General features: G+C 61.6%; 14 protein-coding genes and 1 pseudogene. 7 read left to right on the forward strand and 8 right to left on the reverse strand.

All coding sequences use genetic code 11. The features are described 5' to 3' along the window. Nucleotides 1-96: 96 nt before the first annotated feature. Nucleotides 97-576, forward strand: a pseudogene (locus tag NLM33_RS49475) (LysR family transcriptional regulator); the annotation flags it as partial. A 105-nt stretch (nt 577-681) separates the two neighbouring features. Here the strand turns inward: NLM33_RS49475 and NLM33_RS07395 are convergent. Both NLM33_RS07395 and NLM33_RS07400 read right to left on the reverse strand, forming a co-directional pair. After that, entirely contained in the window at nt 682-888 is a 207-nt protein-coding gene (locus tag NLM33_RS07395; RefSeq protein WP_254094631.1) for a hypothetical protein, read from the reverse strand. Beyond that, on the reverse strand, nt 885-1,988 hold the full coding sequence (locus NLM33_RS07400) for an IS5 family transposase (RefSeq protein ID WP_254094633.1): 1,104 nt from the start codon (nt 1,986-1,988) through the stop codon (nt 885-887). The genes NLM33_RS07395 and NLM33_RS07400 overlap by 4 nt, the downstream gene beginning before the upstream one ends. A gap of 481 nt (nt 1,989-2,469) precedes the next feature. Between NLM33_RS07400 and NLM33_RS07405 the strand changes: the two genes are divergently transcribed. Then, a complete protein-coding gene (locus NLM33_RS07405; RefSeq protein ID WP_254095444.1) occupies nt 2,470-3,252 on the forward strand; it encodes an alpha/beta fold hydrolase in 783 nt (260 codons plus the stop codon). Between the two features lie 76 nt (nt 3,253-3,328). On the opposite strand, the gene NLM33_RS07410 is transcribed toward NLM33_RS07405, so the two are convergent. Then, entirely contained in the window at nt 3,329-3,772 is a 444-nt protein-coding gene (locus NLM33_RS07410) for a hypothetical protein (RefSeq protein WP_254095445.1), read from the reverse strand. A gap of 325 nt (nt 3,773-4,097) precedes the next feature. Between NLM33_RS07410 and NLM33_RS07415 the strand changes: the two genes are divergently transcribed. Continuing rightward, the gene (locus NLM33_RS07415) at nt 4,098-4,880 is read left to right on the forward strand and encodes an alpha/beta fold hydrolase (RefSeq protein WP_254095446.1); all 783 of its coding nucleotides are present in this window, start codon (nt 4,098-4,100) and stop codon (nt 4,878-4,880) included. A 35-nt stretch (nt 4,881-4,915) separates the two neighbouring features. Here the strand turns inward: NLM33_RS07415 and NLM33_RS07420 are convergent, their stop codons facing one another. Beyond that, nucleotides 4,916-5,338, reverse strand: coding sequence for an IS5 family transposase (locus NLM33_RS07420; protein ID WP_256570604.1), 423 nt, complete (start codon nt 5,336-5,338; stop codon nt 4,916-4,918). A gap of 251 nt (nt 5,339-5,589) precedes the next feature. On the opposite strand from NLM33_RS07420, the gene NLM33_RS07425 reads away from it, so the two are divergent. From NLM33_RS07425 to NLM33_RS07435, 3 genes are all read left to right on the forward strand, one after another. Beyond that, nucleotides 5,590-6,405 carry an alpha/beta fold hydrolase gene (locus tag NLM33_RS07425; RefSeq protein WP_254095447.1) on the forward strand — a complete coding sequence of 272 codons (816 nt, stop codon included), beginning with the start codon at nt 5,590-5,592 and terminating at the stop codon, nt 6,403-6,405. Between the two features lie 156 nt (nt 6,406-6,561). Beyond that, a complete protein-coding gene (locus tag NLM33_RS07430) occupies nt 6,562-8,310 on the forward strand; it encodes a hypothetical protein (protein WP_254095448.1) in 1,749 nt (582 codons plus the stop codon). A gap of 318 nt (nt 8,311-8,628) precedes the next feature. After that, on the forward strand, nt 8,629-9,531 hold the full coding sequence (locus NLM33_RS07435) for a hypothetical protein (protein ID WP_254095449.1): 903 nt from the start codon (nt 8,629-8,631) through the stop codon (nt 9,529-9,531). Nucleotides 9,532-9,693: 162 nt separating this feature from the next. On the opposite strand, the gene NLM33_RS07440 is transcribed toward NLM33_RS07435, so the two are convergent. The 4 genes from NLM33_RS07440 to NLM33_RS07455 form a co-directional block, all read right to left on the reverse strand. Continuing rightward, nucleotides 9,694-10,071, reverse strand: coding sequence for a RidA family protein (locus tag NLM33_RS07440; protein ID WP_254095450.1), 378 nt, complete (start codon nt 10,069-10,071; stop codon nt 9,694-9,696). Nucleotides 10,072-10,119: 48 nt separating this feature from the next. Beyond that, nucleotides 10,120-10,566, reverse strand: coding sequence for a carboxymuconolactone decarboxylase family protein (locus NLM33_RS07445; protein ID WP_254095451.1), 447 nt, complete (start codon nt 10,564-10,566; stop codon nt 10,120-10,122). 82 nt (nt 10,567-10,648) lie between these two features. Then, the gene (locus tag NLM33_RS07450) at nt 10,649-10,987 is read right to left on the reverse strand and encodes a hypothetical protein (protein ID WP_254095452.1); all 339 of its coding nucleotides are present in this window, start codon (nt 10,985-10,987) and stop codon (nt 10,649-10,651) included. 43 nt (nt 10,988-11,030) lie between these two features. Further along, entirely contained in the window at nt 11,031-13,343 is a 2,313-nt protein-coding gene (locus tag NLM33_RS07455) for an ATP-binding protein (RefSeq protein WP_254095453.1), read from the reverse strand. 149 nt (nt 13,344-13,492) lie between these two features. On the opposite strand from NLM33_RS07455, the gene xth reads away from it, so the two are divergent. Next, on the forward strand, nt 13,493-14,290 hold the full coding sequence (gene xth, locus NLM33_RS07460; protein ID WP_254095454.1) for an exodeoxyribonuclease III: 798 nt from the start codon (nt 13,493-13,495) through the stop codon (nt 14,288-14,290). Nucleotides 14,291-14,332 lie beyond the last annotated feature (42 nt).

Raw genomic sequence — 14,332 nt, forward strand, 5'->3', positions numbered from 1 at the left:
GGCCCGCCTTCACCCGCGACAAAGCAGGATTTCTCTTTTGTAGAGCGAGCGAAACTCATGCACCTTGCGGCCCTATCGCATAGCTCGGAGCCGGCCATGACGTATCTGCTGCCGCCACTCAATGCCCTGCGCGCCTTTGAGGCCGCCGCCCGCCATCTCAGCTTCAAGCAGGCCGCCCACGAGCTGCACGTCACTGCCGGTGCCGTCAGCCAGCAAGTCCGCCTGCTGGAGGAGCGGCTAGGTGTGCAACTATTCGAGCGGCGAACGCGGCAGGTGATCCTGACTTCTGCCGGGGAAACCTATCTGACGCGGGTACGTCAGGCGTTTCGTTGCCTCGCCGACGCCACTGCCGAACTCAGGCCTGAGGGCGTCACAAGTCTGCTGCATATCGGGGTACATGCAGGTTTCGACCTTGACGGGTTGCGGCTGCGCCTGGCGCAGTTCCGCCAGGCGCAGCCACAGGTAGCCATCCGCCTCAGCCAGCCTGCGGGGCTGCACGAGCTGCTCGACGGCAAGGTCGACATGGTGATCGCCGAAAGGCTGCGGCGCTATCCAGGTTATAGGTGCGAGCCTCTAGCAGGCTGTTGAAGAAGTCTTCGAGCGACGCGCGATAAATGGGATGTCGTCGCCATTAAGGAGGCAGATTTCACCTTCGAGTGAGCCGTCATCCCGCAGTTCGGCCTAGCCATCACCGTTGGCTGGCTCCATTTCGTCGTTTCCCTGCCAGCCGAACTGGACGGCATCGCCGTCACAGGCTCCATGAATGCAGCCCGTGAGGCAATCGAAGGCGAACTCGCCGCCGTCGTCATCGAACAGGATGTAGGCGCCCGCCACGGCCATGTCGTAGCCTGGTGTCTCGACGACCCGCCATCTACCTCGGATGCTCATGCCGGTGCCGCCAGAAGCTTGGGCAGCCGGATCAGATTATAGGCCGCAAGCGCCAGGACGAAGACGGCATCCACCCGGTCGCGGCCTCGCAGCTTGACCTTGGCCAGGCCAGCGGAACTCTTGATCCAGCCGAAGACTTCTTCGATGCGTTTGCGGCAGCGTTGGCTGATGTCATAGCCGTCGTGACGCGTGGTACGCGCGTCGACCGCCGTCTTGCGCCGCTTGCCGGTCTTACTCAGATGTCCATTGATCGCGATATGCGGAGTAACCGATCTATCTCTCAGGTCATGCACGAACTGCGTGACGTCGTAGGCTTTGTCCGCCCCCAGAGTGACCCGCTTCGCACACCCGCGCCTGTCGATCATGGCAAGCGCAATCTCTCGTTCGGCGGTGCCAGTAGCTTGGCTCACTCCACCTAAAACCGCCAAACCATTGCGGTTCTCCATCAGCGCATGGCCCATATAGCAGAGTTTGGCCGGCTGGCCGTCGCCCTTTTTATAGAGCCTGGCCTCAGGATCGGTCGTGCTCTCATGGGTCTCGTTGGATCGCTTCTCCTTGTGGAAGCTGCGCTCGGCATTGCGTCCCGGACCGTCCTGATCTTTGTCGCTGCCATCCTTCCTCCGGAAGCTCTTGATCGAAGCCCAGGCTTCAATGAGCGTGCCGTCCACCGAGAAGTGATCGCTCGACAAAAGACGCTTCACCTTCGGCTGCGCCAAAAGCGCGTTCAAGAACTTGGCCGCAATCTCACCTTCAAGCAGCCGGTCGCGGTTCTTCGAGAAGGTTGAATGGTCCCAAACCGCATCGTCCACCCCAAGCCCGACGAACCAGCGGAACAGAAGATCGAACTCCATCCGTTCCATCAGATGCCTTTCCGAGCGAACCCCATAGAACGCCTGTAGGAGCATCGCCCGAAGCAGTTTCTCCGGTGCGATCGAGGGCCGACCGAAGTCCGTGTAGAGCTTGCCAAACTCCCCAGAAAGATCGCCCAGCGCCGCATTTGCCAGATCCCTGATCGCCCGCAGCGGGTGGTCGACGCGAACCCGAGCCTCCAGGTCAACATAACTGAACAGCGAGCCAGACCGTTCGTCACTTCCCCGCATCGTGCCACCCCAGCAAAATCCTGATCCTAGGGAATCACGATCCAAAACGCTTCGCCAGAGACTTCTTCAACAGCCTGCTAGAGAGTGGTTTTCTGATCGGCCCGCTCGGCACGGCGGATTGTCCCGAGATCGAGACCCTGCGTTCGTGCCTGCTTGGCCATGTCGAGCTTGAGCTCGTTACCACAACCTAGGCGCCACTGGTCGTCGACCTGCAGGCTCGGCGCTCAGGCCATCCAAGCCTTTCTCTTCCGCTTGAACGCGGCGACGGTCGTGTGAGCCAAGCGGAAAGCATGCGCTGGCACCACGGCGTAGTACAAAATCGCTAATGGTCGGAGCATTACCGATTGGATCGTGCGGCAGGCCGCGGCATCATGGCGCCACGGCGAAGCAATAGTGCCCATCTTCATCGGCCGTGGCGCGCTACTTGGATTAGGGAGTCGCCAGAGACACCTGGGCATGTCGGTGAATACGGAGATGACCCATGAAACTCGCGCATGACGGCATCCAGCTGTCCTTCGACATCGCCGGGGCGGGACCGCTTCAATTCCTGTTCGTCCATGGCCTGGGCGGGGATCGCACGCATTTTGCGCCGCAGATGGAGTATTTCGCCCGTCAAGGTCGGGCGTTGAATGCCGAGCTGCGGGGGCATGGTGAGAGCGACAAGCCGCAACAGGCGTATTCGATCGAAGGCTTCTCCGATGATCTCGTCTGGCTGTGCAACCGACAGCAGATCACAAAGCCGGTCATCGTGGGTCAAAGCATGGGTGGCAACATGGCGCTCGAAATCGCCGCCCGCTATCCAGACTTTCCTGCAGGCCTGGTGCTGCTCGATTCAGGGGTGCTCTTCCCTGCCTCAGCAGGGACGGTGTTCGCCGGGTATCTGGAGGGCTTAAGGGGCGCGGATTTTGCGGACGAGGCGCGGAAGATTGTGGCGGACTCCTGTCTGCCGACCGACAGATGCCGCGCCCATGTTGAACAGACCTTTCTGGCGACGCCACAGCACGTGCTGGTGTCCACGTTTACAAGTCTGTTCCCCTGGGATGTGCATCGGGCGCGTGAATGCGCCCAGGCGTGCCGGGTCCCGGTGCTCTACATCGAAGCGGCCCATCGGCTCGCGGATCTGGATCGTTTTGCGGCGCTGTGCCCACAACTGGTCACGGCCAAGGCCGTAGGCTCCGGGCATTTCCTGTCGCTGGAAGTGCCGGAGCAGATCAACCCGATGATCGACCGGTTTATCTCGCTCTACGTGAGAAGACCCGAGTAAGTTTCAAATTGCGGGCACAGTGCATTCAATCTCGGAAGCCTCAGCTGCGGCCACAACTGTATGTGCGAGCAGACCTTCATTTCTGCCGAACGAGCAGCCCGCACGCGACGGCCCTGCTTGTCGGCGTCACATGGGCATAGCAGTAGTCCAGCGTGTCCGTGTCCACCACTGTGCCGTTGAACGTCCCGTCCTTATCCGCGATGACAAAACGCTTGCCATCCCCCGAAATGGCCCCGATCAGGCTCTCGGACACCTTGCCCGACGAAAGGCTGCCCCAGAAGGTACGACCGTCCTGTGCGTCGAAATGGAAGATGAATCGAGACGTGTCCCTGTGAAGCTCCTTGTCTCCACCCGCGACGTGGGCGGTTCCGTCCCGATAGTGCAGGCTATGGCCATCTATCAGCTGCGCGCCCTTTTCAGGCAACCATGTCCCCTTCAGGTTCGGCACGTCTTGTGCCATGGCGGATCCGCTTCCAACCAGCAGCAACAGAAGCCCGCCGATCGCGTAAAGAGGTCTCATTCCAAGCCCTCCCAGGTGCAATTTCCACGACGCATGATCATACAACACAGCCAGTGATGAGCCAACCTGCAGCAATCTGCATCCGCCGTTGCGACACGCGCCATCCACGCTCGGTTCATTCCGGACGCAAGCGCTCCTTGGCAGCGCTTGCGAATATGTCCAGCCCGGTCCTCCAGCGAGGCCACTCCACGCGCTGACGTGCATACAAGCAGCCACTGCTCTGGTCTGAAGAAATCACGTATATTGGCGTCGATCTCCCAATCGGTTGGACCTTCGGCGAGGCAGGCACGTGCCAGATTTGGAGCCGGTTTTGAGCAAGCGACACGTGGCCCCGGTTGCCCCATTGCTGGCGACCATTTTCGTTCTTCTCGCTTCGGTCGTGGCGCCGGCCCACGACGCGCTCGTCACTGTAGGCAGCGACAGGCTGCACGTTGAAACGCTCGGCGAGTCCAACCCCACGATCGTCTTCGAAGCGGGCCTTGGCAACGATTCCACGACCTGGAAATCGGTCGCCGGCCCGATCGCAGCCTTCGCGCACGTTGTGCTCTACGATCGCGTCGGCCTCGGCCAGAGCTCGCACCTTGAGGACAACCGCGCCGCTCTTACCGCCGACGAGGTCGCCGGCAGGCTGCATGCGCTGCTCGCGACGGCCGACATCCGCCCGCCCTATATCCTGGTCGGGCATTCGCTGGGCGGCCTCTACATGCAGATGTTCGCGCGAAAGTACCCGACGGAAGTGTCCGGCGTCGTCTTGCTGGAAGCCTCCAGCACCGAGGCGCCCAATGAGTTGAAGACGCGTGCGAAGCTTGTGCCGGGGACGGCGGCCTATTTGGAGGAGGAGGGTGTTGCCGAGAGCAACCAGCAGGTCAGGAATGCCGGTCCATTTCCGGATGTGCCGCTCACCGTGATCGCCGCGACCGATCATGGCCCCTACTTCAGGGAATGGGAGCCAACCTTGATGCGGCTTCAACAGCAACTGGCCACCCTATCTCCGCAGGGCAGCTTGATTGTCGCGCAAGGCAGCGGCCACGATGTCCAGCAGGATCGTCCAGAGACCGTGATCGAGGCCGTTAGGCGAATGGCGGCCGCCGTGCAGGCAAAGCGATAGCTGATAATCTGCGTACGACGTCGGGATTGGCGCCATCAGCGCCATTCGAGCAGACCGACCGCCGACGCTCGCCTAGGCGTGGACTCATTAGCACGCAGCCAAATTCGGATTGATGCGAGTTTGACGAACGCAAGATAGTCGGCTGCGAGTTTGTCGTATCGGGTCGCGACACGCCGACATTGCTTGATCTTGTTGAAGAACCGCTCGATCAAATTGCGTGCGCGATACAGATACGGACTGAAGCAGATCGGGTCTTTGCGATTTTGTTTCGGCGGAATGTTCGCCCATGCTCCTTGCTGGCGGGCAAGCTCCCTGATCCAGTCGGCGTCGTAGCCGCGATCCGCGAGCAACATCGTCTTGGGAAGCAATGCGCTGAGCAGAACCGAACACAACCGGTTGTCATGCGCCTCACCGGGCGTAGCGCATGATTCGAGGCTCCGGTTCGGAGCTTGAATCACGTCTTGGGCCGCGCCATCAACCCGCAATGCCCCGTCACCATGTCGCTAATGCTCTGAATTGACTTCCGCTTTCGGCGGCGCAGCGGACGTGACCGGACTCGCTGCCGGCTCGCCCCAGTCGCGAATGACCCAGAGCGGTCATCAGCCGCCGTATTCGGGAACGAGGTTGATATAGATCAACACTTGATGAAGTGCATCGTCGATACCGCAAAGACGGAAAAAAGGGTGCACGTTATTATAGGCGCATCGCCATGCTACTGCCGCTTGGAGGACGCCGTATCTATTACGACTTGACCGGACCCGAGCACGGCCCGGTCGTCTGTATGACCCACTCGCTGATGTCCGACAGCGGGATGTGGAGCGAGCAGATGCCGACGCTGCTGCAGGCGGGATTTCGCGTGTTGCGCCTGGACATGCGAGGGCATGGCGGCAGCGATCCGGGTGCCGGCGGCGACTACACGATGCAGGGGATTGCGGATGATTGGGCCGCCGCGCTCGAAGCACTCAACCTGCCGCGCGTGCATTACATCGGTTTGTCTATCGGCGGGCAGTCTGGTCAGCCCTTTGCGATCTACCACGGCGACAAGCTGATCTCGACGATGTTGATCGCTTGCGCACCGTCGAGCGGCACGGTCGGCGACGACACCTCGGTGTGGAACAGAGGCATGAACGCCGTCCGCAAAGCGAACTCGGTGGAACCGATCGCCGATGAGGTGATGGGACACTTTCTTAGCGACGCGACCAAGAAGAGCAGGCCGGGTCGTTGGAAGCAGCTCCGCGATACCGCCGCGGCGACGACACCGGCGGGGATGCTCGGCGGCGCGGCGGCGATCATGAATTACGACTTCACGGCCCAGCTCCCGTCGGTTCGGGTCCCGGCATTGGCGCTCCGCGGTGCCCAGGATCCAGACGGCACGGAACCAGCGATGCGCCAGCTCGCCAAATTGGTACCGGGTGCCCGCTACGAGGAGATCCCAAACGCCAACCACTTCTGCAACGTCGACCAGCCCGATGCCTTCAATCGGATCATGATGGGCTGGCTCGATGAACAACGAAAACTGACCTGAGGGCGACGCTGCAGGCTGCAGGCTGACCGGATTGCCGATCAAGCGAACTGATTCAGCGCAGGTGCATTGCACACCCCGGTGGCACGAAGGTTCGCCTCGAACGACAATCTGGTCGGACGGCGAAAGTGTCCGCCCACGACAGCGGATCATTGGGCAATGGCTATTTCTCGACGTAAATTCGTCGCCCGGTCCGGCGCTTCGCTATCGGCGCTTGCGCTCCTGCGTGTGCTACCTGCCAATGCGGCGGACCCGTTCCAGGAAGGGCTCTTGCCGAGCGCGGACGAAATGTGGTCGGAGGTGAAATTCGTCAACGACACTATGGGGCCAACCAGGTTCACCGGCTCGCCGCAACACTCAGCCTTTGTCCAATATCTCAAGGACCAACTCACTAACATCCTGCACCCAGCTGGTGGCTCCGTATTTGAAGAAACCTTCGCAAATTATCCACGCTGGGCAGCGACATCCTGGACGCTCTCTGCGGGATCGCGGGAGATTCCGGTCGCCTCCTACTTTCCCTACTGCACAGGAGGCTTCACCGGGGCACGATCACCGCTGGTCCCGGCTCCCTCGCTCGCCGCGGCCGGCTCCGGCGGAAATTATCCTCTGGCTGACGGCATCAACGTTGTCGTCATTCCGCCAAAGGCGTCTGCGACCGGAAGCGTCGTGAACCTGGGCAATTTCACCGGACCCGGCTCGATCAACTGGGCTCAGGCTGCGGGAAAAATTGCATACATCGACGTTTCAGTCGAGGTGTTATCGAACACGCTCCCGCCGAGCGTTTACACGGTGCAAGGGACTTACGACGAAGGCGCTTTCAACACCGAAACGTCCTTTTTTCCGCCCGTGGCGATCGCAACGATCGTCCTTCCGCCCGACATCACTAACGCGACGAAGGCCGGGGTCCTCGGTGTGATCCTCGGCTGGCAGGGCATCTCGAATGGCAATGCCGAGGGGCAGTATAATCCCTTCACCGTCCCCTACTCCTCTTCGCCGGCGAGCAGCCAGGCCGGGTCCAATCCGAGTCAGACCACTGGGGGCATTCCGGCCCTGTGGGTAACAGAAGACGTAGGCACCCTCATCAAGAGTGAGATCGCTGGAAAGGCGGTGCCGGTCACTGTTCACCTCGACGCGGAGATCAGGCAGGTGTCGACCAGCACGGTATGGGGTATTCTGCCAGGTGCCAATTTCGGCAAACCCAACGATGAGTTCCTGATCTGTAACACCCACTCCGATGGCCCTAATATTGTCGAGGAGAACGCCGGCATTAGCCTCTTTAACGTCGCGCAGTATTTTGCCCGCCTACCGCAGCGTGAGCGACCGAAGAGCATGGTGTTCATGGCTGCGACCGGACATTTCGGTCACGGCTTCTTCGGCTCGGGCGGTACTGCTGCGCCGGACTGGATTCGCCAGCATCCGCAAATCATCAACCAGACAGTAGGTTGCATGACTATCGAACATTTCGGGTGCAACGAGTGGGAAGATATCAAGAGAGGATCGACCTGGTTCTACGAGGCCACTGGAAAGCTACTGCAGTCGGAGGTTATCGTCACGGATCCGGCGTTCCAGAAAGGGGCCGCGGGCACCCCTTCGTCAGGGGAGCTACCCAAACCCGGACCCGCAGATCCGACGCTGCATGAGATCTTCAACGCCTCGATTGCCGGCGCGTTCGATCGCGTTGTCGTCCTCAGCGGCGGCGTGTTCTCCGGCGAAGGCGGCGCCTTCCACGCGATTGGCGTGCCAACGATCGGTTACATACCGAATCCACAATACCTCTGCGCGATAGCCCCCGATGGAGAAATCTCGAAGCTCGATTCGAAGCATTTCCACGACCAAGTTGTCGTGACGGTCAAATGCCTGATCGCGATGCAAAAGGCTACTGCAGATCAGTTGAAGAGCGCGCGCTGATCGAGAGGATCCGGGTTAACTACGGCGTGCGCGACGTGGTTCCGAGATGCGAACGAGGACGACATATCGAACGTCGGTTGTTGGCCCTTCGCGTCATTTAGCTGCGCTGCAGAATATTGGTCGCTATCGAGGCATAGCGGACTCTGGCGAGCCGTGCGCTGGCAGATATATGGGTTCACGGCCTAGTACAGCATCACAGGCAATCGCATTCTTTACTGTTGGAGCGGAGAACAGGTTCGGTCATCATGGCACTACGGCGAAGCAATAGTGCCCATCTTCACCGGCCATGGTGCGCCAATAGCGGTAGCAAATTATCCAATGCGTATTATCGATCGCCTGTTCTCTTGCCTCGTTCTTTTCCTTGCAATCGCAGCCGTCCCGGTGCTTCCCGTGCACGCTGCCGAAACCTGCCCGTTCATCAGCGCCCAGCAGCTCGCCGGCGCGATGCCCGCGCTCAAATGGTCACTGATTTCAAATCAGGACGGCCGCGGCTGCATCTACCAGGGCGGGCGCGGCGACACGATGATGCTGACCGTGTTCCGCAATCCCGACAAGGACCGCGCCAAGGAATTATACGCGACCTTCGTCAAGACGCTTGGCGAGCGCATGCCTCTTAACGCCGTGTCCGGGATCGGCGACGAAGGCCAGGGCGGAACGAGCGCCGCCGGCGCGCAGCGCCAGGAGGCCTCTGTCGTCGCTATGTCCGGCGATTACATTCTGCAGATCAGCGTCTATCCGATCGGCCGGCGTGCTGACGACGCGCTGCTCGGCCCGCTTACCGAAGTCGCGCGCGTTGCCATCGGTAATGTGAGCAAGACCAGCGAGCGATTCGGCAATTGCGAGTGGCTCGCTGAAGCGGATGCCGACGGCTTTCTCGACAACAGCACGCTGGTGCTCCAGCGGACCGGCGCGGGCAGCTGCATGATGTTCGATCGCGAGGGCAACTCCATGGTCGTCGCGGTGATCGCGATCTCGCGCGACACCGTCATCAGCATGATGAAACGCACGGACCCGTGCAAACAGGTGGCGATACCGGAGCTCGGCAGTGAAGCGTTCGGCGAGCATTCCTGCACCAAGGGCAACGGCAACGCTGTCAACATCTATGTCTGGAAGAACGGCAGGCAGGCTTCGATCCTGTTCGCGCCGGTCAAGCCGCATCCGGAGTCCGCCTCGGTCGAGCGACTGAAGGCGGTCGCCGGGCGGGTCTATGGAAAACTGTAACGGCGCCGTCCTTCGCGGTGACAAACCGTCCCAGGACTACAATGACTGTGCATTTCAATCAGTACGTTGCGCACTCTTACCAACAGAGTGCGGATAAGTGCACTGTCATCGCAATAAGCGAGATTTCGGGGTGCGCTTGGACCGTGCGCGGCCGGGAGCCGATTAGTCGCAGACGATCGCCGTTGCCTCGATCTCGACCCGCGCGGAGGCCGGCGTGAGACCAGCGACCTGAACGAGCGTACTTGCCGGACGGATTTGACCGAAGGCTTCCGAATGGGCGCGGACAATATGTTGGGTGTCAGCCATGTCGATAACGTACACCACCGTACGAACAACATGCTGCATCCCTGCACCGGTCTTGGCTAGTGCGTTGGCTATAGTCGCCAGCGCGGCTTTCGCCTGCATATAGGCATCGCCGCCTAGTTCCGGCGGACGGGCCGTTGTACCAGATACAAAGACTTGATTTCCAACGCGGACGGCTCGTGAGTAGCCGTACGCGTCTTCAAAGGCGTAACCGGACGAAATGTTCTGCCTTGGCAAACGAGTTCTCCTGCACTGTCCGGTGGCTGCCGCGAGGCGAGACGCACGTCAGCTTGCATCATGCACGTAGCGCATGCCGATGGCGAGCCGATTCCAAAGATTGATCATGCCAATGAGGATGGTGAGATCGACGATCTCTTTATCGGTAAAATGCTTTCTTAGTTCCTCGTAGTCTGAATCCGGCGCGTGCACCCCTGCGATCCTCGTGAGCGCCTCAGTCCATGCCAATGCGGCGCGTTCGGCCGGCGAATAGAGCGGCGATTCGCGCCATCCATTGAGAAGGTAGAGGCGCTGCTCGTTCTCGCCGTTCTTGCGCGCATCCTTGCTGTGAACGTCGAGACAATACGCGCAGCCATTGATCTGAGACGCTCGCATCTTCACAAGGTCGATCAAACCTCGCGGTAGCCCGCATCGAAGGATGTAGGCCTCTACCGCGCGGAGTGTCGCGTAGCCCTCGGGCGCGGTCTGCACGGGTAACAGTCGTTCGGCATGCATATCTCTATCCCTTTTTCGTCGGCCGCCAATTCGTTGCCATTCCCCTCAAGCTGCCCAATTGGCTGTCACTGCAAAATGACCGCTACGGAAGCCGGGTGAGCTCCACGCCATCGACCACCATCTTCCACGTCCCCGCCTCCTGGTAGGGTGGTTTCGACACCTCGAATGTCGACGAGATGAAGGGAAGGCCGACAACAAAATTGTCGCCCTCGAACCTCCGCAGCGGGCCCTTGATCGACGTCGTCATGTTACCCCTGACGCGCTCGTAGCGGAACGATCCGTCCTGCGTGAGCAGCAGGCTCATCGTCTGCGCTTTCCACTCACCGACATAAGCAGCCTTGTCGTTCGGCACCGCCTGCGCGCAAGCCGACAGCGTCAACAGGGCCGCGACAGGAATCACGAACCGAATTTGCTTGCTCATTTTGCTCCCTACCCATCGGAGAGCCGGGGACACCCCAGGCTGCTCAAATGCTGGAATGCAGCACCCGCGCGGCGGGCGGCTCCTGCTCCGGTTGTAGAGGGGCATCGCTTGCGGTTACGTGATCCAGCGCACGCAGCAAGGCCGCGACCAGTGCTTGCTTGCGCAAAGGTTTTGCCAAAAAGTCCGACATCCCTGCCTCACGGCAGATCTTGACGTCCTCGGGGAACGCGTTGGCGGTCAGGGCGATGATCGGCAGCGCCGCGAAGGCACCACCCGGCGCGCGGATCGCCCTCGTCGCGGCAAGGCCGTCCATCTCGGGCATGCGCACGTCCATCAGCACGACATCATAGTCGCCGTCCGCGGCGGCCTCGACCGCCTCGACGCCGTCGGTCACGACGCGCAAGTCGATGTCGAATTCGCCCAGCATCTTGCTCACGACCATGCGGTTGACGGCGTCATCCTCCGCGACCAGCACCTTCAGCGGCCGGTCGAGCGCCGCGATGCGGCCCTTGAGGTCATCCGCTTCGTCACGATCGGCCTCTCGGTCGGACAGCAGCGCCTGGCTCCACGGCAGCACCAGCGCGAAGCGGAAGGTCGAACTCTCGCCCGGCACTGAGGTGACGCCGATCGTGCCGCCCATCTGCTCGATGATGCGCCGGGAGATCGCCAGGCCCAATCCTGTGCCGCCGAAACGTCGGCTGATCGAGGCGTCGGCCTGCGCGAAATCGGCGAAGAGCTGACCGACCTTCTCGGGCGCAATGCCGATGCCGCTGTCTGTCACGGTCCACTCGACGGTCGCGAGCAGGTCGCGGCGCGCCTGGCAGGTGGCTGATATCGTCACCTCGCCCGCATCTGTGAACTTCACCGCGTTGGAGGCAAGGTTGAGCAGCACCTGCCTGATCCGGGCGGCGTCGCCGCGCAGCGCCGGCGGCAGGTTCGGATCGAGTGCGACCTTCACCGCAAGGCCCTTGGCCTTGGCACTGGCGCGCACGATCGTGGCAACCGTCTCGACCAACGCCTGCGGCGAGAAGTCGATCGCCTCGAACTCGAAACGGCCGGCCTCCAGCTTGGAGAGGTCGAGGATGTCGTTGAGGATGCGCTGGAGATTGTCGCCGGACTCGCGGATCGTGGTGACGGCCTCGCGCTGCTCCGGATCGAGCGAGGTCTCGAGCAACATGTTCGCAAGCCCGAGCACACCGTTCATGGGCGTGCGGATCTCGTGGCTCATCACGGCGAGGAAGTTCGATTTCGCCCGGTTTTCGGCCTCGGCCTTTTCCGCGCGCCAGCGCTCGGTGACGTCGCGGCCGAAGCCGCGATAGCCGAGGAACTGGCCGTCGCGATCGTATGACGGCTTTGCCGTCAGCGACCACAGCCGCGCCTCACCGCCGGCAACGACCTTGATGCTCATCTCGTGCAACGGCTCGCTCTGCTCCATCAGGCCGATGATGTCGTAGGCGGTGCTCATGTCCTCGGGACAGAGCATGTCGAGCACGTCGGCGAAATGCGCGCCTTGCAGCAGCGGCAACGGCATCTGCGCGACTGCTGCGAAGCGCTCGGGCACATGCACGAGATGCCCTTCCGCATCGGTCTGCCACAACCAGTCGCTGGCGTTCTCCTGAAACTCCTTCAGCAAGAGCGAGATGATCTCGGTCTGCCGCTCGAGCGCGAGCTGCGCCTTGAGATTGCCGAGGAACAGATTGCCTTGCGAGACGATGTTGCGCGCCATGAAGAAGGCGAACAGCAGCAGGAACACCGCGGTCACCAGATACGGCCCGCTGCCGCACAACAGCAGCGCTCCGGCGCAGGCGAGCGTGATGGTGGCGAGATAGACGAGGCCAGCGCGCGGGAAGGTCGAGAGCGTGAAGGCGCCGCCCGCGATCATCCCGACCATCAGGCAGGCCAGGATCAGCTGGCTGGTCGGCCCGACCTGGCTGAACAGCGCAAGCGGCAGCGTGCCCCAGATCGCCGCGAGGAAAAACGCCTGGCGCATGATCTGCCGCGTGGCGCGCGGCGAGACCTCCTGCGGCGGATGAACGCGCGAGCGCCGCCACGCGCGCAACGCCAGCTCGGCAACGGCCGTGATCGTCACTCCCCAGACGGCGAGGAATCCGTTCCAGCCCCTGCCCCAGAACAGGATCAGCACGATCGCGACGGTGAGCATGTTCACGGCCATGGTCACCGGGATCAGCTGCGTGACTGCATCGACCTGTTTGGCCCGGATCCGGCGCATCTCGCGCTCGCTGAGATCGGCCGTCAGGCCGTCCTCGATCTCGAAGCCGCCGAGCCAATAGAGGAACGCGCCGATCAGGCCGTTGCGCGGCTCATTGGTATCTGCGGAATTGCCGGGCCATCCCATGCATCAGGAACCTTTTCCGGCATGAATGGCAGAGCTCCCGCTTAAGCCGGGTTAATTTCTTGGGAGATTTTGTGCTTGCCGGCCGGCGGTCCTTGACGGCTGCGTTTGCAGTTTGTTCTAACGATGCCCCAGCCTGGAGTACCCCCCACATGACGATCCGCATCGCAACCTGGAACGTGAACTCGGTCCGGCAGCGGATCGAGCATCTCATGACCTGGCTGAAGGAGTGCTCGCCCGACATCGTTTGCCTCCAGGAGATCAAATGCGTCGACGAGGCCTTTCCGCGACTGGAGATCGAGGCACTCGGCTACAACGTCGTCACCCACGGGCAGAAGACGTTCAATGGTGTGGCGCTGCTTTCGAAACTCAAGTTCGACGAGACCAAATCGGGGCTTGCCGGCGACGATGAGGACGCGCACGCCCGCTTTCTCGAGGGCGTGGTGACGCTGAAGCGGGGCGTCCTGCGGATCGCCTGCCTCTATCTGCCCAACGGAAATCCGGTCGGGACCGAGAAATATCCCTATAAACTCAAGTGGATGTCGCGACTTCTTGAGTATTCGAAGGAGCGTCTCAAGGCTGAGGAGCCATTGATCCTCGCCGGCGACTTCAACGTGATCCCCGCCGCCCGCGACGTCCACAATCCCGCGGCCTGGACCGAAGATGCCCTCTTCAAGACCGAGACGCGGGAGAGTTTTCAATCCCTGCTCGGCCTGGGGCTGACCGACGCGCTGCGCGCGGTCACCGACGAGCCCGGCCTCTACACCTTCTGGGATTACCAGGCCGGCGCCTGGCAGAAGAACCAGGGCTTGCGGATCGACCATCTCCTGATGTCGCCGCAGGCGAGCGACAAGCTCGCCAATGTCGGGATCGACAGCTATGTGCGCGGCTGGGAAAAGCCGTCGGACCACGTGCCGGTGTGGGCGGATCTGGATCTCGAGGCGGCGTAAGTCGCGGTGAGAGTGGGCACGGCGCAAACGCGCCTTTGCCCT

Origin of the sequence: Bradyrhizobium sp. CCGUVB1N3, from assembly GCF_024199925.1 — a bacterium.
Classification (GTDB): Bacteria; Pseudomonadota; Alphaproteobacteria; order Rhizobiales; family Xanthobacteraceae; genus Bradyrhizobium.